At 59.5% G+C, this 21,919-nt stretch carries 16 protein-coding genes and 2 tRNA genes; 14 read left to right on the forward strand and 4 right to left on the reverse strand.

Annotated elements, in window-relative coordinates; genetic code table 11:
- The first annotated feature begins 5 nt into the window (after nt 1–5).
- The 6 genes from hflX (at nt 6) to ACWKV5_RS09720 (ending at nt 8,361) form a co-directional block, all read left to right on the forward strand.
- Nucleotides 6–1,307, forward strand: a complete 1,302-nt coding sequence (hflX, locus tag ACWKV5_RS09695; RefSeq protein WP_483841096.1) for a ribosome rescue GTPase HflX — start codon at nt 6–8, stop codon at nt 1,305–1,307.
- 96 nt (nt 1,308–1,403) lie between these two features.
- Nucleotides 1,404–2,576 (forward strand): FtsH protease activity modulator HflK, encoded by a 1,173-nt coding sequence (gene hflK, locus ACWKV5_RS09700; RefSeq protein WP_123435889.1) that lies wholly within the window; start codon nt 1,404–1,406, stop codon nt 2,574–2,576.
- The gene (hflC, locus tag ACWKV5_RS09705) at nt 2,576–3,445 is read left to right on the forward strand and encodes a protease modulator HflC (protein WP_027921982.1); all 870 of its coding nucleotides are present in this window, start codon (nt 2,576–2,578) and stop codon (nt 3,443–3,445) included. Before hflK ends, hflC begins: the two co-directional genes overlap by 1 nt.
- Before the next feature lie 298 nt (nt 3,446–3,743).
- A complete protein-coding gene (locus ACWKV5_RS09710; protein WP_123435890.1) occupies nt 3,744–4,931 on the forward strand; it encodes an ATP phosphoribosyltransferase regulatory subunit in 1,188 nt (395 codons plus the stop codon).
- Between the two features lie 54 nt (nt 4,932–4,985).
- Nucleotides 4,986–6,275 (forward strand): adenylosuccinate synthase, encoded by a 1,290-nt coding sequence (locus ACWKV5_RS09715; RefSeq protein ID WP_027921980.1) that lies wholly within the window; start codon nt 4,986–4,988, stop codon nt 6,273–6,275.
- A 151-nt stretch (nt 6,276–6,426) separates the two neighbouring features.
- Nucleotides 6,427–8,361, forward strand: a complete 1,935-nt coding sequence (locus ACWKV5_RS09720) for a methyl-accepting chemotaxis protein (protein ID WP_483841097.1) — start codon at nt 6,427–6,429, stop codon at nt 8,359–8,361.
- Nucleotides 8,362–8,481: 120 nt separating this feature from the next.
- On the opposite strand, the gene ACWKV5_RS09725 is transcribed toward ACWKV5_RS09720, so the two are convergent.
- From ACWKV5_RS09725 to ACWKV5_RS09740, 4 genes are all read right to left on the reverse strand, one after another.
- Complete coding sequence (locus ACWKV5_RS09725; protein ID WP_483841098.1) at nt 8,482–10,056, reverse strand: ABC transporter permease; 1,575 nt, start codon at nt 10,054–10,056, stop codon at nt 8,482–8,484.
- The gene (locus ACWKV5_RS09730; protein ID WP_483841099.1) at nt 10,056–11,066 is read right to left on the reverse strand and encodes an extracellular solute-binding protein; all 1,011 of its coding nucleotides are present in this window, start codon (nt 11,064–11,066) and stop codon (nt 10,056–10,058) included. The genes ACWKV5_RS09725 and ACWKV5_RS09730 overlap by 1 nt, the downstream gene beginning before the upstream one ends.
- 346 nt (nt 11,067–11,412) lie before the next feature.
- Nucleotides 11,413–11,499 (reverse strand) — tRNA-Leu (locus ACWKV5_RS09735).
- Between the two features lie 166 nt (nt 11,500–11,665).
- Nucleotides 11,666–11,752 (reverse strand) — tRNA-Leu (locus ACWKV5_RS09740).
- 226 nt (nt 11,753–11,978) lie between these two features.
- Here ACWKV5_RS09740 and rnr point away from each other — a divergent pair.
- The 8 genes from rnr (at nt 11,979) to ACWKV5_RS09780 (ending at nt 21,818) form a co-directional block, all read left to right on the forward strand.
- On the forward strand, nt 11,979–14,609 hold the full coding sequence (gene rnr / locus ACWKV5_RS09745) for a ribonuclease R (RefSeq protein WP_483841100.1): 2,631 nt from the start codon (nt 11,979–11,981) through the stop codon (nt 14,607–14,609).
- Complete coding sequence (gene rlmB, locus ACWKV5_RS09750) at nt 14,606–15,373, forward strand: 23S rRNA (guanosine(2251)-2'-O)-methyltransferase RlmB (protein ID WP_322270397.1); 768 nt, start codon at nt 14,606–14,608, stop codon at nt 15,371–15,373. Before rnr ends, rlmB begins: the two co-directional genes overlap by 4 nt.
- Nucleotides 15,374–15,677: 304 nt before the next feature.
- Nucleotides 15,678–16,100 (forward strand): 30S ribosomal protein S6, encoded by a 423-nt coding sequence (rpsF, locus tag ACWKV5_RS09755; protein WP_003217491.1) that lies wholly within the window; start codon nt 15,678–15,680, stop codon nt 16,098–16,100.
- A gap of 28 nt (nt 16,101–16,128) precedes the next feature.
- Nucleotides 16,129–16,359, forward strand: coding sequence for a 30S ribosomal protein S18 (gene rpsR / locus ACWKV5_RS09760; protein WP_002551829.1), 231 nt, complete (start codon nt 16,129–16,131; stop codon nt 16,357–16,359).
- A 36-nt stretch (nt 16,360–16,395) separates the two neighbouring features.
- Nucleotides 16,396–17,289 carry a YybS family protein gene (locus ACWKV5_RS09765; RefSeq protein WP_027921974.1) on the forward strand — a complete coding sequence of 298 codons (894 nt, stop codon included), beginning with the start codon at nt 16,396–16,398 and terminating at the stop codon, nt 17,287–17,289.
- Nucleotides 17,290–17,308: 19 nt separating this feature from the next.
- Nucleotides 17,309–17,755, forward strand: a complete 447-nt coding sequence (gene rplI, locus ACWKV5_RS09770; protein WP_003197251.1) for a 50S ribosomal protein L9 — start codon at nt 17,309–17,311, stop codon at nt 17,753–17,755.
- 122 nt (nt 17,756–17,877) lie between these two features.
- A complete protein-coding gene (gene dnaB, locus ACWKV5_RS09775; protein ID WP_007947521.1) occupies nt 17,878–19,272 on the forward strand; it encodes a replicative DNA helicase in 1,395 nt (464 codons plus the stop codon).
- Between the two features lie 242 nt (nt 19,273–19,514).
- Nucleotides 19,515–21,818 (forward strand): YgiQ family radical SAM protein, encoded by a 2,304-nt coding sequence (locus tag ACWKV5_RS09780; protein ID WP_123435898.1) that lies wholly within the window; start codon nt 19,515–19,517, stop codon nt 21,816–21,818.
- Nucleotides 21,819–21,919 lie beyond the last annotated feature (101 nt).

Genomic DNA, 21,919 nt, shown 5'->3' on the forward strand with positions numbered 1-21,919 from the left:
CTCCTTTGTTCTTTGAGCGCCACGGTGGTGGTGAGCGAGTAATCCTCGTTCACTTGGATGGACAGGACCCTGAGGCGCGCGAAGATCCGCAGGAGTTTCAGGAACTGGCTAATTCGGCGGGCGCCGAGACCGTTGCGTTTTTTAACGTGCCGCGTCATCGGCCAACCGCCAAATTCCTCATTGGCAGTGGCAAGGTCGAGGAACTGCGCGACCTGGTCAAGGCCGAAGAGGCCGATCTGGTGATTTTCAATCACATCCTCACGCCCAGTCAGGAACGTAACCTCGAACGTGTTTTCGAGTGTCGCGTGATCGACCGTACCGGTCTGATTCTCGATATTTTCGCCCAACGCGCCCGTACCCATGAAGGCAAGCTCCAGGTAGAACTGGCCCAGCTTGACCACATGAGCACCCGGCTGGTTCGTGGCTGGACTCACCTTGAACGCCAAGGTGGCGGTATCGGCATGCGTGGCCCGGGTGAAACCCAACTGGAAACTGACCGCCGTTTGCTGCGGGTTCGCCTGCGACAGATCAAGGGCCGGCTAGAGAAAGTGCGTAGCCAGCGCGAGCAGTCGCGACGTGGCCGATCGCGTGCGGATATCCCTACCGTGTCTCTGGTGGGCTATACCAACGCCGGTAAATCCACGCTCTTCAATAACGTGACGAAATCCGACGTCTACGCGGCTGACCAATTGTTTGCCACGCTGGACCCGACCTTGCGCCGTCTGGATATAGACGACCTGGGGCCGATTGTCCTGGCGGACACCGTAGGGTTCATTCGCCACTTGCCCCACAAGCTGGTCGAGGCATTTCGGTCTACCCTCGAAGAGTCGAGCAATTCCGACCTGTTGTTGCACGTGATCGATGCGGCCGAACCGGATCGCATGTTGCAGATCGAGCAAGTGATGGTGGTGCTGGGCGAGATTGGTGCCCAGGACTTGCCGATACTCGAGGTCTATAACAAACTCGATTTGCTTGAAGGCGTTGAGCCACAAATCCAGCGCGACGAAAGCGGCAAACCCCTGCGGGTCTGGCTGTCGGCGCGTGATGGCACGGGTCTGGAATTGCTTGAGCAAGCCATTGCCGAGTTACTTGGCAGTGATTTGTTTATCGGTACCTTGCGCTTGCCGCAACGTTTTGCTCGACTGCGTGCGCAGTTTTTCGAACTCGGTGCGGTGCAGAAAGAAGAACACGACGAAGAAGGCATCAGCTTGCTGGCCGTTCGATTGCCACGGATCGAGTTGAATCGATTGGTGAGCCGCGAAGGTTTGCAGCCGAATGAGTTCATCGAGCAACACACTTTGCAATAAAAGCCTGAGAAAGCGGTTGTGTCGTGGTGACAGGCATTCTGTAGCATTGGTCGGCGCGCCGTGGGTGCGTCTTTGCTTTATCAGATGGAGAGCGCTATGGCTTGGAATGAGCCGGGTGGCAACTCGAATAATCAGGATCCTTGGGGTGGCAAGCGCCGCAATAACGGCGACCGCAAGGGACCACCGGATCTCGACGAGGCCTTCCGAAAGCTGCAGGAAAGCCTGAACGGGTTGTTCGGTGGTGGTAAGAAACGTGGTGATGACGGCGGTGGTTCGGGCAAGAGCGGCGGCTTCGGCGGCATTCTTGGCATCGGCCTTGTCGTGCTGGCGGCCGTTTGGCTGTACAGCGCGGTCTACGTCGTCGACGAGCAGGAGCAAGCCGTGGTGCTGCGCTTCGGCAAGTACTACGAAACCGTCGGCCCGGGCCTGAACATCTATTTCCCGCCGATCGATCGCAAGTACCTGGAAAACGTCACGCGTGAGCGTGCCTATACCAAGCAGGGTCAAATGCTGACTGAAGACGAAAACATCGTCGAAGTGCCGCTGACCGTGCAGTACAAGATCAGCAACCTGCAGGACTTCGTGCTGAGCGTTGACCAGCCGGAAATCAGCCTGCAGCACGCGACCGAAAGTGCCCTGCGCCATGTGGTGGGTTCCACCGCGATGGACCAGGTGCTGACCGAAGGTCGTGAATTGATGGCCAGCGAAATCAAGGAGCGTCTGCAACGCTTCATGGATACCTATCGCACCGGTATCACCGTCACTCAGGTCAACGTACAGAGCGCAGCTGCACCGCGTGAAGTGCAGGAAGCCTTCGATGACGTGATCCGTGCCCGTGAAGACGAGCAGCGTTCGCGTAACCAGGCTGAAACCTATGCCAACGGCGTCGTGCCGGAAGCCCGTGGTCAGGCCCAGCGCATTCTTGAAGACGCCAACGGCTACCGTGACGAGACCGTCTCGCGCGCCAAGGGTGAGGCCGATCGCTTCACCAAACTGGTCGCCGAGTATCGCAAGGCCCCTGAAGTCACCCGCGAGCGTCTGTACCTGGACACCATGCAGGAAGTCTTCAGCAACACCAGCAAGGTTCTCGTGACCGGCAACAAGAATGGCCAGAGCAATCTGCTGTACTTGCCGCTGGACAAGATGGTCGAAAGTGGTCGTAACACCAGCACTCCGGTGACAGGTGCGGCGGCCACCAGCAATGAAGCGAATACGCGTGCGGCAGCTGATCTGCAGCAACAGCAAGCACGTACCAGGGAGAGTCGCTGATGAGCAATAAATCGCTGATCGCCCTTATTGTCGGCGTCGTCGTGGCGATCGCTGCCTGGAACTGCTTCTACATCGTGGCTCAGACCGAGCGTGCGGTGTTGCTGCAGTTCGGTCGTGTGGTCCAGGCTGATGTTCAGCCGGGCCTGCATGTGAAAGTGCCTTACGTTAACCAGGTGCGTAAATTCGACGCACGCCTGATGACGCTGGATGCACCGACGCAACGCTTCCTGACGCTGGAAAAGAAAGCGGTCATGGTGGATGCCTACGCCAAGTGGCGCGTGAAAGATGCCGAGCGCTTCTACACCGCGACATCTGGCCTCAAGCAAATTGCCGACGAACGTCTGTCCCGTCGTCTGGAGTCGGGCCTGCGTGACCAGTTTGGTAAGCGCACGCTGCATGAAGTGGTGTCCGGTGAGCGCGATGCGTTGATGACCGACATCACGGCTTCGCTGAACAAGATGGCGGAAAAAGAGTTGGGCATCGAAGTCGTCGATGTTCGGGTCAAGGCCATCGATCTGCCGAAAGAAGTGAACCGCAGTGTGTTCGAGCGCATGAGCTCCGAGCGTGAGCGTGAAGCTCGCGAGCACCGCGCCAAGGGTAACGAGCTGGCAGAAGGCATTCGTGCCGACGCCGATCGTCAACGCCGCGTGTTGCTGGCTGAAGCCTATCGTGAATCTGAGGAGGTTCGCGGTGACGGTGATGCCCAGGCCTCTGCGATCTACTCCAAGGCCTACGGCCAGGATCAGGAGTTCTACGGTTTCTACCGTAGCCTGCGTGCCTACCGTGAAAGCTTCGCGAACAAATCCGACGTCATGGTCCTGGACCCAAGCAGCGACTTCTTCCGTTACCTGGAAAAAGCCAAGCCTTGATACCGCGTTGACCTGAATCATCCCCCGCCTGGCGGCTAAAGCCTCGGGCGGGGTGATCCTTTGGGAAAACGTGTGTATGATGCGGCAGCCGGGAAATTCCCGGCTTTTTTGCGTCTGCACGTTTGATTGCTGTTTTATGCAGGCTCAACAGGTTTTTCGAGGAAAGTGGTTGGCGAAGCCGGTTTGAGGCTTTTCGCCATGTCGTTCATGCGCGTGGTTTGCGTATGAGCCGATCATTTTCTGCTTCACTCAAGGCTCGCCCGAGGGCTTGCCGCCCGGATCATAGGGGAATGGCGTAATGGCAACGGTAGACCGCTGGCTGCTGCCAGATGGCATCGAAGAAGTACTGCCACCAGAAGCGGCGCGCATTGAAGTCGCGCGTCGTCAGGTGTTGGATCTGTTCCAGAGCTGGGGTTACGAGTTTGTCGTGACTCCCCATATCGAGTACCTGGAATCCCTGCTGACCGGCGCGGGCTCTGACCTCGACCTGCGTACCTTCAAGGTCATCGACCCGCAATCGGGCCGGCAGATGGGTTTCCGTGCCGACATCACGCCGCAAGTGGCGCGCATCGATGCGCACACCCTGCGTCGCGAAGGTCCGAGCCGTCTGTGCTATGCCGGTAGCGTGCTGCACGCCCAGCCTCGCGCCTTGTCGTCCTCGCGCAGCCCGATCCAGTTGGGTGCCGAGTTGTACGGCGATGCCAGCCCGAGCAGCGACGTGGAAGTCATCAGCCTGATGTTGGCTATGCTGCAACTGGCCGATGTGCCGGATGTACACATGGACCTCGGTCATGTCGGCATCTACCGTGGCCTGGCCCGCGCTGCCGGTCTGTCCGGTGAAGTCGAGCAACAATTGTTCGACGCGTTGCAACGCAAGGCCATCGACGAGGTCATTACCTTGACCGAAGGCCTGCCTGCCGATTTGTCCGGCATGCTGCGCGCGTTGGTTGATTTGTGTGGCGGCCGTGAAGTGTTGAGCGCTGCCCGCGAGCGTCTGGCGAATGCGCCGGCGCCTGTTCTGGCGGCTCTGGACGACCTGCTGGCGATTGCCGAGCGTCTGTCCGTGCGCTTCCCGGAGTTGCCGCTGTACTTCGACCTGGGCGAGTTGCGCGGCTACCACTACCACACCGGTGTGGTGTTCGCGGTGTTCGTACCGGGTGTTGGCCAGTCCATTGCCCAGGGCGGTCGTTACGACGACATCGGCGCCGACTTCGGTCGCGCTCGTCCGGCTACCGGCTTCTCTACCGATTTGAAAACCCTGGTGACCCTGGGGCGTGCTGAAATCGAGCTACCGTCTGGCGGTATCTGGATGCCTGACAGTACGGATGCGGCACTCTGGCAGCAGGTTTGCCAGTTGCGCAGTGAGGGTCAGCGTGTCGTTCAGGCTTTGCCTGGGCAACCTTTGGCCGCCGCCCGTGAAGCGGACTGCGACCGGCAATTGATTCAGCAGAACGGGCTTTGGCAAGTATTGCCGCTGGCTTCTTGAGTTTTCCCGCCGGCGGCTGCCGGCACCAAGTTTGCGCGAATGAGGACAAGTGTTATGGGTAAGAATGTCGTAGTCCTGGGCACCCAATGGGGTGATGAGGGCAAAGGCAAGATCGTTGATCTGCTGACCGAACATGCTGCCGCCGTAGTGCGCTACCAGGGTGGCCACAACGCGGGTCACACGCTGGTAATCGACGGCGAGAAAACCGTGTTGCACCTGATCCCGTCGGGCGTACTGCGCGAAGGCGTGCAGTGCCTGATCGGTAACGGCGTGGTGGTTGCACCCGACGCCCTGCTGCGCGAGATCACCAAGCTGGAAGAGAAAGGCGTACCGGTGCGCGAGCGCCTGCGTATCAGCCCGTCCTGCCCGCTGATCCTGTCCTTCCACGTGGCGCTGGACCAGGCCCGTGAAAAGGCCCGTGGCGAGCTGAAGATCGGTACTACCGGTCGCGGCATCGGCCCGGCGTACGAAGACAAGGTTGCACGTCGTGGCCTGCGCGTTGGCGACCTGCTCAACATGCCGCGCTTCGAAGACAAGCTGCGTGAACTGGTGGACTACCACAACTTCATGCTGGTGGGTTACTACAAAGAGCCTGCCATCGAGTTCGAAAAAACCCTGGCCGAGTGCAAGGAATACGCAGAGCTGCTCAAGCCGTTGATGCTGGACGTGACGGCCGAGCTGCACGACCTGCGCCGCGCTGGCAAAGACATCATGTTCGAAGGCGCCCAGGGTTCGTTGCTCGACATCGACCACGGCACCTACCCGTACGTGACCAGCTCCAACACCACCGCCGGTGGCGTGGCGACCGGTTCGGGCGTTGGCCCGATGTTCCTGGATTACATCCTGGGCATCACCAAGGCTTACACCACTCGCGTCGGTTCGGGCCCATTCCCGACTGAGCTGTTTGACGAAGTGGGTGCGCACCTGGCCAAGCAAGGTCACGAGTTCGGTGCTACCACCGGCCGTGCCCGTCGTTGCGGCTGGTTCGACGCCGTTATCCTGCGTCGCGCAATCGATGTGAACAGCATCTCGGGCATCTGCCTGACCAAGCTGGACGTACTCGACGGCCTGGAAACCATCAACATCTGCGTGGGCTACAAAGATGCGCAGGGCAACGCCGTTGCTCCGACTGACGCTGACAGCTACGTAGGTCTTCAGCCTGTGTACGAAGAAGTGCCGGGCTGGACCGAATCGACCGTGGGTGCCAAAACCCTGGAAGAGCTGCCAGCTAACGCTCGTGCCTACATCAAGCGCGTTGAAGAGTTGATCGGCGCGCCGATCGACATTATTTCGACGGGCCCGGACCGCAACGAAACCATCGTTCTGCGTCATCCGTTTGCTTGATAAGTCATTGAAGTGAAACACAAAGGGTCCTTAATAGGGCCCTTTGTCGTTTATGCCGTCTTGGACGGCATGACCTTTGCTGTGATGTTGAATAAAAGCATCGCTTCCAGCGCGCCATCAATTTAATGGCGCCAAAGCAGAGGGATTTTAAGTGTCGGCAGTTCTCTCATTGTTACAAAGCCGTTTGTTGCGGCCCGTGTTCGTTACCCTCGGTATCGCCCTTTTGGTGCAAGTGCTGGTGGCTGTTGCTCTGACCCGGAGCACAGTGACTGCATTGGAAGCCGATCTGGGTGTGCGCCTGGGTGCCGACAGTCAAAAACTTTCTGGCGAACTTGAGCAGGCAGGACGTGAAGTCACGTCGAGCCTCGACAACCTCTCGACCAGCACGCGTCAGCGCCTCACGGCCGGTTTGTCCTCGCGTTTGAAGGAGGAGCAGGCTCAGTTGCGAGCGACGCTGGAAAAAGACCTGAAGGACTCCGCCAATGATATGGCGCAGCTTCTGGCCTCGGTCGCCCCCCGCGCGATGTGGGACAGCGACGTTCCAACCCTGTCCGAATTCGCCCGCCGGGCCCAGCGCAATCCCAATGTGTTGTTCGTGGTTTACGACGATGCAACCGGGCAGCACCTGACCCGCTACCTCAATCGTGAAAACCCGATCAACAAGGCCCTCCTTGAAAAAGGCCAGGGCGAGCGCGCGCTCGACAAAGTGCTGGATGCGGCGAAGAACGATCCTTCGGTTTATTACCTAGAATCTTCGATCAATCCCAATGGCGTGGAAATCGGCAAAGTCATCATGGGGGTCTCCACCGCCTCGGTGGAAACCGACCTCGCGGCCCTGGACAAGCGCTTCTCGGCGCTGATTGCCAGCAGCGATCAATTGGTGGGCGACAGCCTCAAAGGCGCAGCTGCCGACAGTGCTGCGGCGATGGGCGCGCGTTTGCAGTCGGCGCAGTCCACGGCGTCTGAAATGAAAGCCAACACCACCAGCACCGTACAGGAAGCTGCAGCGACCCTGCGCTGGCGCATCGGCATGTTCCTGGCGCTGGTGGGTTGCGGCGTACTGCTGTTGCTGGCCGTGGTGCTCGGGCGTCGAGTGGTCAACCGCTTGAAGATGCTGATCAGCGCCATGGATGATCTGGCGGCAGGCGAGGGTGACCTCACCAAGCGCGTGCAGATCAACAGCAAGGACGAAATCGGCGACATGGCGTCGGCCGTCAATCGCTTTGTGGATAAGTTGCAGCCGATTGTGCGTGAAGCGGGCGACGTGGCCCAGCGTACCGGCGTGGAAATTGGTGCCATGACCCTGCGTAATGCCGGGGCGGACAAGGCCGCAGGCATGCAGCGCGATGAAGTGGCCGAGAGCCTGCGCGCGTTGTCGCAGATGGCTGATGAAGCCCAATCTGAAAGTCATGCCATGCAGGCAGCTTTGCAGCAGGTCGTGGACATTCGCTCGGCCACGGATGAAAACACCCGGACCTCGGCAAAAGTCGGCAGCTTGATCGAAGCGTTGGCCGGGCAGGTCGATACCGGGGCGAAAGTCATCGAGCGACTGGCGCAGCAGAGTGAGCAGATCGAGGTGGTGCTGACGGTGATCCACGGGATCGCCGAGCAAACCAATCTGCTGGCACTGAACGCGGCCATTGAGGCGGCGCGCGCGGGCGAGACCGGTCGCGGGTTTGCCGTGGTCGCTGATGAAGTGCGGGCACTGGCGAGCAAGACACAGAGCTCGACCGGCGACATTCAGGCGCACATCGTTGCCTTGCAGCAAGGTGCGCGTGAAGCGGTGGCGGCAATTGGTCAGGCCGGGCGTCAGGCCAGCGAAGGTTTGCTGGTATTGCGCGACAGTGCACGATTGCAGCAGTCGGTGCAGGAATCGGTCGAGCAGGTGCATGCGGCGATTGGCCTGGCGACTCAGGCAGCGGCGCATCAGGCGCAAGGTGCGCAGGCGGTGAGGGGGCGGGTAGAAACCATTCATGCACAGGCTGAGAAAGCGGCTCAGGCGGTGGTGGAGACCACGGCCAGCGGCAAGGTGCTGGATGGGCTGGCGGCGCAGTTGAAGGCGAGCCTGGGGCAGTTCAGGGCGTAAACGGTTGTCCAGGCTGGCCCCTTCGCGAGCAGGCTCGCTCCCACAGTGATTGTTGGTGGACACAAAATGTGTGAATACCTCAAATCCAATGTGGGAGCGAGCCTGCTCGCGAAGGCGTTCTCAACGGCTCAAATACATCCGGGTTGTCAGTAGATAAACCGGCACCCCCGACACCACTATCAACAACGCCGCATAAGGCGCCGCCGCCGCAAACTCCACATTCGCGGTATGTGCCCACACCTCTGTCGCCAAGGTATTGAGCCCGGTCGGACTCAGAAGCAATGTCGCCGTCAGCTCCTTCATCGCATCCAGAAACACCAACGCAAACGCTGCCCCCAGCGCCGGGAAGATAATCGGCAGCGTGATCCGGCAAAACGCACTGAACGACGTAGCCCCGAGCGTGCGTGCAGCCTCTTCCAGTTGCGGTGCAGCCTTGTTCAGAGCCGTTCGAATCGGCGCCTGAGCCAACGGCAAAAACAACAGTGCATAAGCGATCAGCAGCAAGGCGGACGTCTGGTACAGCGCCGGCACATAGTGCAGGGCGAAATACACCAGCGTCAGCGCAATCACCAGGCCTGGCAGCGCATGCAGCAGATACGGCAGGCGCTCGGCCCAGATCGCCAATCGGCCTTTGTAACGCACCACCAGCAAGCCCACCGGCACGGCCAGCACCAGGCAAAGTGCTGCGCCACCGAGGGAGAGTGCCAGCGACGAGAGCAGTGCTTCGCCGATTGCGGCGACCGGGAATGCTGCTGATGAGCCGACCGCCAGCCAATACCCCAGCATCCCCAGTGGAATGCCACTGCCGATGATCGCCAGCGCCAGGCAGTAAAGCTGTCCGGCACCGGCCCAAGCTCCCAATCGAACCTGTTCCGCATGCCGCGCTGCACCCTGGCCGGTACGAACATGCCGGCCCTTGCCGCGAACCCGCAGCTCCAGCCACAGCAACATCAGACACAGCGCCAGCAATACCGCCGACAGCATCGCCGCGTTGGCATTGCTGAATTCCAGTTCGAACTGCTGATAGATCGCCGTGGTGAAGGTTTGCAGACCGATGATCGATAGCGCGCCGAATTCCACCAGCATGTGCAGCGCGATCAGCAGTGAGCCCGCCAGCAACGACGGCCAGAGCAGCGGCAGCGTGATTCTGAAAAACACGCCCCAGCGATTCTGTCCAAGTGTCCGGGCAGATTCCTCAAGAGAGGGATCAAGATTGCGCAGGGTCGCTGCGACCGGCAGAAAAATCAGCGGGTACTTGGACAGCGTCATCACCAGAATCGCCCCGCCCAGGCCTTCAAAATGAGCGCTCAGCGAAACCCAGGTAAAGCTGCTGACAAACGCCGGAACGGCGAACGGCAAGCAGAGAATGACGCCCCATAATCGCCGCCCCGGCAGATTGCTGCGTTCCAGCAGCCAGGCCAGCGACAGGCCGATCACGCCACAGGCCAGCGTCACGCCGGCCATCAGCGCCAGCGTATTGCGCAGCAGCCCAAACACATAAGGCCGCCACAGCAGATGCAGCGCCTCGGCCCAGCCGGCTTGCCAGGCCTTGAGCCCGACATACATCAGCGGCAACAGACTGAGCACAACCAGCAACAGGACTGGCAGCAACAGCCAGATCGACGGTCGTTTGCGCCGAGGCACGTACACTCCGCGTGAGGCGGGGGAGGCGGGGGAGGCTGGTGAAGCGCTCATCAGTTCAAGCCAACATCGCGTTCCAGGTCCAGTGCTTGTTCGGCGTTACCCAGATCGGCCGGTGTGACATTGGGCGCTTGCAGTTCGCTGAACGGCTTGAGGCCGCGATCCGATTCCATGCCTTTGTGCAGCGGGTATTCGGCGGTGGTCTGGGTGATCACGCGCTGGCCTTCTTCGCTGGCCATATAGGCGAGGAATTGCTGGGCTTCTTTTGGGTGTTTGCTGGATTTCAGCACGGCTGCGCTGGAAACGGTGATCAGCCCGCCGACGTCGCCGCCGGTGAAGTAATGCAGTTTCGAATCCAGTTGGCCTTTCTCGCGTTGCAGGGCAAACCAGTAATAGTTGTTCACCAGCACCGTGGCGACTTCACCATTTTCCACGGCCTTCAGGGCGACCATGTTGTTGCTGTAGGTCTTGCCGAACGCGCGCAGGCCGGTCAGCCATTCTTCAGCCGCGTCCATGCCGTGCACTTTGATGATCGCGACGGCTTGTTCCTGGAAGGCGCCACTGGTGGGCACGAAGCCGACCTTGCCTTGCCATTTCGGATTGGAGAATTCCATTACCGATTTCGGCAGGTCCTTCTCCTCGATCAGCTTGGGATTGTAGGCCACCACCCGGACCCGGGCAGTGATGCCGATCCAGGTGCCGTTGCCCGCTACATAGTCCTTGGGCAAAACCGCCAGCGTGGCATCGTCGGTCTTGGCCAGGAAACCTTGTTCGCCGAGTTTGTTCAGTGGCGGCGATTCTTCGGTGTAGATCACGTCGGCAGGGGAGCGGTCACCTTCTTCCATGACCTGGCTGGCGAGCTGGTTGCTGCTGCCTTTGCGCACATTTACATGGATGCCGGTCTTGGCTTCGAAAGCCTTGGCGATGGCGTCGCCGACTTCCTTGTGTTGACCGTTATAGAGCGTCAGGGAAGCCGGATCGGCAGCCTGGGTGAGGGGAGTGGCGAGTACCAGGCCGAGCAGGGTGAAGGTCAGGCCGCGGCGCAGGGTATTTCGAAACATCATTCGCAGGGTTCCTCACTGTCGCATTGCAAAAACTTGCAACAATGATAAACGATATTATTTCTCAAATGCGCGCATTGGATTAGGTGACGGTTTGTTCGAGGTGTCTGGTGCGAGGATTGTGGCGAGGGAGCTTGCTCCCGCCCGGCTGCGAAGCAGTCGCAAAACCTGACAATAAGGTATGCCTGGAAAAATGAAGAGGGCCGCTTCGCGCCCCAGCGGGAGCAAGCTCCCTCGCCACAAAAGCTCGCCACAAAAGGCAGCGTTGTCAGTTTCTGAATGCCAGAAACGCAAAAACCCGCTTTCGCGGGTTTCTGTGAAATTCAAGGTCGAAACCTTGAATTTGAATTGGTGCCCAGAAGAAGACTCGAACTTCCACGACCTTGCGGTCACCAGCACCTGAAGCTGGCGTGTCTACCAATTTCACCATCTGGGCATTTATCTTCAGCGTTGCCGCTGTTGATGTGGCGCACTATACGGAGAGCGTTTTGATCTGTAAACCCCTGATTTAGATTTAATAAATCAGAAGCTTAGAATGCAAAAACCCGCTTTCGCGGGTTTTTGTGTGAGCCTTGAAATTGATCTAATCTCAAGCTCGAAATTGGTGCCCAGAAGAAGACTCGAACTTCCACGACCTTGCGGTCACCAGCACCTGAAGCTGGCGTGTCTACCAATTTCACCATCTGGGCAGTATCGGCAACGCGTCTGCGTCGTCGATGGCGCGCACTATACGGAGCGTCTTTTTAACTGTAAACCCCCGACATCAAAAAAACCTGGAAAATTTTACCAGTGGTCTTCAAATCAGCGTTGCGATGTCGATAAAGGGCTTTAGAAGGGCTGTCATAGCTTGAAATTTCCCGTTTCATTACGCCTATGCCAAACTAACCCGCATATAGACAAGGTGAAAACTCTCTAATGGCCGATTGGCAGTCCCTCGATCCCGAGGCCGCTCGTGAAGCGGAAAAATATGAAAACCCTATTCCTAGCCGCGAACTGATCCTTCAGCACCTTGCTGATCGAGGTTCGCCTGCTAACCGCGAGCAACTGGTCGAAGAGTTTGGTCTGACCACAGAAGACCAGATCGAAGCCCTGCGTCGCCGCCTGCGCGCCATGGAGCGCGACGCTCAACTCATCTATACCCGTCGCGGCACTTATGCGCCGGTGGACAAGCTCGACCTGATCCTGGGCCGCATCAGCGGTCACCGTGACGGCTTCGGCTTCCTGGTCCCGGATGACGGCAGTGACGACCTGTTCATGAGCCCGGCGCAAATGCGCCTGGTCTTCGACGGCGACCGTGCCCTTGCCCGCGTCTCCGGCCTCGACCGTCGCGGTCGCCGTGAAGGCATGATCGTCGAAGTAGTGTCCCGTGCTCACGAAACCATCGTCGGTCGCTACTTCGAAGAAGGCGGCATCGGCTTCGTCGTTGCGGACAACCCGAAGATCCAGCAGGAAGTGCTGGTCACGCCGGGTCGCAATGCCAACGCCCAGGTCGGCCAATTCGTTGAAGTGAAGATCACTCACTGGCCGACACCACGCTTCCAGCCGCAAGGCGATGTGGTCGAGGTCGTGGGTAACTACATGGCTCCGGGCATGGAAATCGATGTCGCCCTGCGCACCTACGACATTCCTCACGTCTGGCCTGAAGCGGTCTTGAAAGAAGCCGCCAAGCTCAAGCCGGAAGTCGAAGAGAAAGACAAAGAGAAGCGCATCGACCTGCGTCATCTGCCGTTCGTGACCATCGACGGTGAAGATGCGCGCGACTTCGATGACGCGGTTTACTGCGAATCCAAGCCGGGCAAGCTGCGCCTGTTCTCCGGCGGCTGGAAGTTGTACGTGGCGATTGCCGACGTTTCCAGCTACGTGAAGATCGGTTCGGCCCTGGATAACGAATCCCAGGTTCGCGGCAACTCGGTGTACTTCCCCGAGCGCGTCGTGCCGATGCTGCCTGAGCAGCTGTCCAACGGCCTGTGCTCGCTGAACCCGCACGTCGACCGTCTGGCCATGGTTTGCGAGATGACCATCTCCAAGTCCGGCGAAATGACCGACTACTGCTTCTATGAAGCGGTGATTCACTCCCACGCCCGCCTGACCTACAACAAGGTCAGCGCGATGCTGGAAACGCCGAAACTCACCGAAGCGCGTCAGCTGCGCGGCGAGTACAACGACGTTCTGCCTCACCTCAAGCAGCTGTATGCACTGTACAAAGTGCTGCTGGCCGCTCGTCACGTGCGTGGCGCGATCGATTTCGAAACGCAGGAAACCCGGATCATCTTCGGGACCGAGCGCAAGATTGCCGAAATCCGTCCGACCGTTCGTAACGATGCGCACAAGCTGATCGAGGAATGTATGCTGGCGGCCAACGTGGCCACCGCTGAATTCCTGAAAAAGCACGAAATTCCTGCGTTGTATCGCGTTCACGATGGTCCGCCACCGGAGCGTCTGGAAAAACTGCGCGCCTTCCTCGGCGAGCTCGGCCTGTCCCTGCACAAAGGCAAGGACGGCCCGTCGCCGAAGGACTACCAGGCCTTGCTGGCAAGCATCAAGGACCGTCCGGATTTCCACCTGATCCAGACCGTCATGCTGCGTTCGTTGAGCCAGGCGGTATACAGCGCTGATAACCAGGGCCACTTCGGCCTGAATTACGAAGCCTATACCCACTTCACCTCGCCGATCCGCCGCTACCCGGACTTGCTCACGCACCGGGCGATCCGCAGCGTGATCCATTCCAAACAGGACACCCCGCACGTTCGTCGTGCTGGCGCGATGACCATTCCGAAAGCGCGGATCTATCCGTACGACGAAGCAGCGCTGGAGCAGCTCGGCGAGCAGTGCTCGATGAGCGAGCGTCGTGCCGACGAAGCGACCCGCGACGTCGTGAACTGGCTCAAGTGCGAGTTCATGAAAGACCGCGTGGGCGAGTCGTTCCCGGGCGTGATCACCGCCGTGACCGGTTTTGGCCTGTTCGTCGAGTTGACCGATATCTACGTCGAAGGCCTGGTGCACGTCACCGCGCTGCCGGGCGATTACTACCACTTCGATCCGGTTCACCACCGCTTGGCGGGTGAACGTACCGGTCGCAGCTTCCGTCTGGGCGACACCGTTGAAGTGCGTGTCATGCGCGTTGACCTCGACGAGCGCAAGATCGACTTCGAGATGGCTGAAAAAACCATCAGCGCGCCAATTGGCCGCAAGAAGCGCGGAACCGAAACATCCGCTCCGGCTGCTAAAACTGCCGCAGAACCGGCGCCGGCAAAAACCGGTCGTCGTCCTGCCAAGGAAAAAGCTGTCGAAGCCTATCGCCCAAGCGATGCCGCGGCAAAAAACGCCGAACTGCGTAAAAGCCGTGAAATGAAGCAGGCGTTGCTGTCTGAAGCGAAAAGCGGCGGTAAAGCGGCGTCTGGGGGAAAGACCGGACGGTCGGCGCCTGACAAGGCCCCCGGCGGCAAGCCAGCAAAACCGAGCAAACATCGTAAAGGCCCGCCAAAAGCGGGCGCTGCTCCAGCCGGAAGAAGCGGCGGGGCGCGTAAACCTAAGGCTAAACCATGAGTCAGTTGGAAAAGATCTACGGCGTGCACGCGGTAGAAGCATTGCTGCGCCACCACCCGAAACGCGTCAAGCAGATCTGGCTGGCTGAAGGCCGCAGCGAGCCGCGTGTACAGGCGCTGATCGCGCTAGCGAATGAAAATCGCGTGCCCGTCGGCAACGCTGAGCGTCGCGAACTCGACGCTTGGGTTGATGGCGTGCACCAGGGCGTGGTGGCGGACGTGAGTCCGAGCCAGGTCTGGGGCGAGGCGATGCTGGACGAGTTGCTCGATCGCAGCGAAGGCGCACCGCTGTTGCTGGTGCTCGACGGCGTGACCGATCCGCACAACCTCGGCGCTTGCCTGCGTTCGGCCGATGCGGCCGGTGCGCTGGCGGTGATCGTGCCCAAGGACAAATCAGCGACGCTGACCCCGACGGTTCGTAAAGTGGCCTGTGGCGCGGCGGAAGTGATTCCGTTGGTCGCCGTGACCAATCTGGCGCGCACCCTGGAAAAGCTCAAGCAGCGTGGCTTGTGGGTTGTCGGTACGGCGGGCGAGGCTGAGCAGAGCCTGTATCAGCAAGACATGACCGGCCCGACCATCCTGATCATGGGTGCGGAAGGCAGCGGCATGCGTCGCCTGACCCGCGATCTTTGTGATTACCTGGTGCACTTGCCGATGACTGGCAGCGTCAGCAGTCTCAACGTCTCCGTGGCGACCGGCGTCTGCCTGTTCGAAGCCCAGCGCCAGCGCAGCGTCAAAGCTGCGGCGGGCGGCAAAAAGTCTTAAGCCGGTTGTAATCCCTGTGGGAGCGAGCCTGCTCGCGAAAGCGGAGTAACATTCAGCATCAATGTTGAATGTTATGCCCCCTTCGCGAGCAGGCTCGCTCCCACAGTGGTTTGTGTCTGGGGAAGATCGGTGATTGTTCAAATAATCACCAATTGCCTTGCACCTCTCCTGTCCCTTCTCTACAATTGCGCCCCTTGCTGTGACGGCAGGCACGCATGTGTCTATCGCAAGCAAGTCCATAAGTGTCATTCACTCCTTGTCTGACCGCTTTTGAGCGGCAGGCTACAACCCGTAAGGAGCATTCATGCGTCATTACGAAATCATCTTTTTGGTCCACCCGGATCAAAGCGAGCAAGTCGGCGGCATGGTAGAGCGTTACACCAAGCTGATCGAAGAAGACGGCGGCAAAATCCACCGTCTGGAAGATTGGGGCCGTCGTCAACTGGCCTACGCAATCAACAATGTTCACAAGGCTCACTACGTGATGCTGAACGTTGAGTGCACTGGCAAGGCCCTGGCCGAGCTGGAAGACAACTTCCGCTACAACGATGCAGTGATCCGTAACCTGGTCATCCGTCGCGAAGAAGCCGTTACCGGCCAATCCGAGATGCTCAAGGCTGAAGAAAACCGCAGTGAGCGCCGTGAGCGTCGCGACCGTCCTGAGCACGAAGGCGCTGAAAGCGCTGATAGTGATGACAGCGACAACAGCGATAACGCTGACGAGTAATCCACGGACCTTTTAAGGAGCCTATCAAATGGCACGTTTCTTCCGTCGTCGTAAATTCTGCCGCTTCACCGCTGAAGACGTGAAAGAGATCGATTACAAAGATCTCAACACTCTGAAAGCTTATGTATCCGAGACCGGCAAAATCGTTCCAAGCCGCATCACCGGTACCAAAGCACGTTATCAGCGTCAGCTGGCCACCGCTATCAAGCGCGCCCGCTTCCTGGCCCTGCTGGCCTACACCGACAGCCACGGCCGCTGAGACCGGGCAGTCGACACGTAGCAAAGGATTGAATGCATGCGCGCCATAGCTGAGTTCATCATGCGCGGCCGCATGCAGGCCACTCTCGTAGTGGCTGGATGCGTAACATTGCCGTTGTTGTATTGGTTGGGTGCTGCCGCGGGATGCCTTGTGCTTCTGCGGCGCGGATTGAAGGACGCCCTTGGCGTTCTTGCCCTGGGAATGCTGCCGGCGTTGATCTGGTGGCTTTACTCGGATGACCCTCGGGCACTTCTGGTGCTGCTGGGTTCTTCGAGCCTTGCGTTGGTTTTGCGCGCAAGCGAATCCTGGGACCGCGTGCTGCTGGTCAGCATAGCGATGGGAGTGGTGTTTTCGGTGGTGCTGGGGGCGACGTTTGGTCCCCAAATCGAGATGCTGGCGCAGGCTTTGATAAAAGTCATGCCGTCGCTACTCGGTGATGTCTACGAGAAGTTGTCGGTAGACGAGCAAGCGCATTTTGCGTCCCTGATTGCACCGGTCCTGACCGGCCTGATTGCGGCCTTGTTGCAAATCGTCAGTGTGCTGAGCCTGCTTGTCGGGCGCTACTGGCAGGCGTTGTTGTACAACCCGGGTGGTTTTGGTCGCGAGTTTCGCGCCATCCGATTCCCGTTTTTGCCGGCGATGTTGCTGCTGGCGTGCATGCTTCTGGGGCCGAACATCGGTCCGCAGATGGCCATGTTAACGCCGTTGTGCAGCGTACCGCTGGTGTTCGCCGGGCTGGCCCTGATTCACGGGCTGGTGGCGCAAAAGCGACTGGCCAGGTTCTGGCTGGTGGGGTTGTACGTCACGCTGTTGCTGTTCATGCAGCTGATCTATCCGTTGCTGGTGGTCTTGGCCATCGTCGACAGCCTGATTGATTTTCGCGGTCGTTCGGCACCGAAAGATGCCGATAACGCGAACGGTGAAGGTTAAAAGTTAAGAGGATTTTCACATGCAACTGATCCTTCTGGAAAAAGTCACCAACCTGGGCAACCTGGGTGACAAAGTGAACGTTAAGGCTGGTTACGGTCGTAACTACCTGCTGCCTTACGGCAAAGCTACCGCTGCGACCGCTGCCAACCTGGCTGCGTTCGAAGAGCGTCGCGCTGAGCTGGAAAAAGCCGCAGCAGACCGTAAAACTTCGGCTGAAAGCCGTGCCGCCCAACTGGCTGAGCTGGAAGTGACTATCACTGCCACCGCCGGTGACGAAGGCAAGCTGTTCGGTTCGATCGGCACCCACGACATCGCTGATGCACTGACCGCCTCTGGCGTTGAAGTTGCAAAAAGCGAAGTTCGTCTGCCGAACGGCACCATCCGCAACGTAGGCGAATTCGACGTAGCCGTGCACCTGCACGCTGAAGTTGAAGCCACCGTACGCGTTGTCGTGGTAGCAGCTTAAGTAGTACTTGTCGGCTGGCACCCTCGGGTGCTTGCCGGTAACATCGGGCACGATCCTGTTTACAGGTCGTGCCCTTTGTCTTTCTGCAGTTCCTGATTTTCACACACTCAATTCAAGTGGCCATGAACGATATCTCCGCACCTGAGCAATACGATCTGCAAACCGCTTCCCTGAAGGTGCCGCCGCACTCCATCGAGGCCGAACAGGCCGTGCTCGGTGGTTTGATGCTGGACAACAACGCCTGGGAACGCGTGCTCGATCAAGTGTCGGATGGCGATTTCTATCGACATGACCACCGCCTGATCTTCCGCGCGATCGCCAAGCTCGCCGACCAGAACTCCCCGATCGACGTCGTGACCCTTGCCGAGCAATTGGACAAGGAAGGTCAGACCTCGCAAGTCGGCGGTCTCGGTTACCTTGGCGAACTGGCGAAAAACACGCCGTCCGTCGCCAACATCAAGGCATATGCACAGATCGTTCGTGCGCGGGCCACGTTGCGTCAGCTGATCGGCATCGCCACCGAGATTGCCGACAGCGCCTTCAACCCGGAAGGCCGTACGGCTGAAGAAATTCTCGACGAAGCTGAACGGCAGATCTTCCAGATCGCCGAGGCCCGGCCAAAAACCGGCGGCCCGGTGAGCGTGAACGACCTGCTGACCAAAGCCATCGACCGCATCGACACCCTGTTCAACACCGACAACGCCATCACCGGCCTGTCCACTGGCTACACCGACCTCGACGAGAAGACCAGCGGCCTGCAGCCGTCCGACTTGATCATCGTCGCCGGCCGTCCGTCCATGGGTAAAACCACCTTTGCGATGAACCTGGTGGAAAACGCCGTGTTGCGCAGCGACAAGTGCGTCCTGGTTTACTCGCTGGAGATGCCAGGTGAATCGCTGATCATGCGTATGTTGTCGTCCCTGGGCCGTATCGACCAGACCAAGGTCCGTGCCGGTCGCCTCGACGACGACGATTGGCCGCGCCTGACTTCGGCGGTCAACCTGCTCAACGACCGCAAGCTGTTCATCGACGATACGGCCGGTATCAGCCCGTCGGAGATGCGTGCGCGGACCCGTCGCCTGGTGCGTGAGCACGGCGATGTTGCCCTGATCATGATCGACTACCTGCAATTGATGCAGATTCCGGGCTCCGGCGGCGACAACCGGACCAACGAGATTTCCGAGATCTCCCGTTCCTTGAAAGCCCTGGCCAAGGAATTCAACTGCCCGGTGGTGGCGTTGTCCCAGCTCAACCGCTCCCTGGAGCAACGACCGAACAAACGCCCGATCAACTCCGACCTCCGGGAATCCGGAGCGATCGAGCAGGATGCTGACGTGATCATGTTCGTGTACCGGGATGAGGTTTATCACCCGGAAACCGAGCACAAAGGCATCGCCGAAATCATCATCGGTAAACAGCGGAACGGTCCGATCGGTACGTCACGACTGGCGTTCATCGGCAAGTACACCCGTTTCGAAAACCTCGCGCCGGGCAGCTACAACTTCGACGACGAATAACAAATGTGGGAGCGAGCTTTTGTGGCGAGGGAGCTTGCTCCCGCTTGAGTGCGCAGCACTCACCAGATTTTGGGGCCGCTTCGCAGCCCAGCGGGAGCAAGCTCCCTCGCCACAAAAGCCTATGCTGCCTTCAGATCTTCAAATAAGCGCCAGCGCAATTTCCGACCATAGCCGTCGGAATTGGTTATTTTTTGTGCTATATTCCGCGCCCGCGATTTTTCATCTCAACACCGGTCATCGTCATGCAAACAGCCAAGCCGTTATTTGACTATCCCAAGTACTGGGCCGAATGTTTCGGTCCAGCGCCATTCCTGCCGATGAGCAGGGAGGAGATGGATCAGCTTGGCTGGGATTCATGCGACATCATCATCGTCACCGGTGACGCATACGTTGACCATCCGTCGTTCGGCATGGCGATCATCGGCCGGCTGCTGGAGTCGCAAGGCTTCCGCGTCGGGATCATTGCCCAGCCGAACTGGCAGTCCAAAGACGACTTCATGAAGCTCGGCGAGCCGAACCTGTTCTTCGGTGTCGCGGCCGGCAACATGGACTCGATGATCAACCGCTACACCGCCGACAAGAAAATCCGTTCCGACGACGCCTACACCCCCGGCGGCCTGGCGGGCAAGCGGCCGGACCGTGCGAGCCTGGTTTACAGCCAGCGCTGCAAGGAAGCCTACAATCACGTGCCGATCGTGCTCGGTGGCATCGAAGCTTCCCTGCGCCGCATCGCCCACTACGATTACTGGCAGGACCGGGTGCGCAACTCGATCCTGATCGACGCCTGTGCCGACATCCTGCTCTACGGCAACGCCGAGCGTGCGATCGTCGAAGTCGCCCAGCGTCTGTCCTACGGTCACAAGATCGAAGACATCACCGACGTGCGCGGCACCGCGTTTATCCGTCGTGATACGCCCAAAGACTGGTACGAAGTCGATTCCACGCGTATCGACCGTCCGGGCAAGGTCGACAAAATCATCAACCCGTACGTGAACACCCAGGACACCCAGGCCTGCGCCATCGAGCAGGAAAAAGGTCCGGTTGAAGATCCGACTGAAGCCAAGGTCGTGCAGATCCTGGCCAGCCCGAAAATGACCCGCGACAAGACTGTGATTCGTCTGCCGTCGGTAGAAAAAGTCCGTGGCGACGCCGTTCTGTACGCCCACGCCAACCGCGTGCTTCACCTTGAAACCAACCCGGGCAACGCCCGTGCGCTGGTGCAGAAGCACGGCGAAGTCGACGTCTGGTTCAACCCGCCGCCGATTCCGATGACCACTGAAGAAATGGACTACGTGTTCGGCATGCCGTATGCGCGCATTCCGCACCCGGCGTACGGCAAGGAAAAGATCCCGGCCTACGACATGATCCGCTTCTCGGTGAACATCATGCGTGGCTGCTTCGGCGGCTGCACCTTCTGCTCGATCACCGAGCACGAAGGCCGGATCATCCAGAACCGTTCCGAAGAGTCGATCATTCGCGAAATCGAAGAGATCCGCGACAAGGTGCCAGGTTTCACCGGCGTCATCTCCGACCTCGGCGGCCCGACCGCGAACATGTACCGCATCGCCTGCAAGAGCCCGGAAATCGAATCCGCGTGTCGCAAGCCTTCGTGCGTGTTCCCTGGCATCTGCCCGAACCTGAACACCGACCACTCGTCGCTGATTCAGCTGTACCGCAGCGCCCGTGCCTTGCCGGGCGTGAAGAAGATTCTGATCGCTTCCGGCCTGCGCTATGACCTCGCGGTCGAGTCGCCGGAGTATGTCAAAGAGCTGGTGACCCACCATGTCGGTGGTTACCTGAAGATCGCCCCGGAACACACCGAGGAAGGTCCGCTCAACCAGATGATGAAACCGGGCATCGGCAGCTATGACAAGTTCAAGCGCATGTTCGAGAAGTACTCCAAGGAAGCCGGGAAAGAGCAGTACCTGATTCCGTACTTCATCGCCGCCCACCCGGGCACCACCGACGAAGACATGATGAACCTGGCCCTGTGGCTCAAGGGCAACGGCTTCCGTGCCGACCAGGTGCAGGCGTTCTACCCGTCGCCCATGGCCACCGCCACCGCGATGTACCACTCGGGCAAGAACCCGCTGCGCAAGGTCACTTACAAGAGCGACGCCGTGACCATCGTCAAGAGCGAAGAGCAGCGTCGCCTGCACAAGGCGTTCTTGCGTTATCACGACCCGAAAGGCTGGCCGATGCTGCGTGAAGCGCTGACCCGCATGGGCCGCGCCGACCTGATCGGGCCGGGCAAGAACCAGTTGATCCCGCTGCATCAGCCGGCGACCGACAGCTACCAGAGTGCCCGTCGCAAGAACTCGACACCGGCCGGCAGTCACAAGGTTGCAGGGGAAAAGACCACCAAGATCCTGACCCAGCACACCGGCCTGCCACCGCGTGCCAGTGATGGCGGCAACCCGTGGGACAAGCGTGAACAGGCCAAGGCGGCGGCGTTCGCCCGCAACCAGCAGGCGGCCAAGGAGCGCAAGGACGCGGCGAAAGGCAAGGGCCCTAAGCCTGCTCGTAAGCCGGTTGTACCGCGCTAAGCCTCGCTTGAGCTGAACAGAACGCCAACCTTCGGGTTGGCGTTTTGCGTTTCTGAGCCACAGAAAACGCGGCGCCGGGCCGGAAGTTGTTTTGGGGCAAC

The sequence above is a fragment of the Pseudomonas oplopanacis genome (assembly GCF_057128725.1).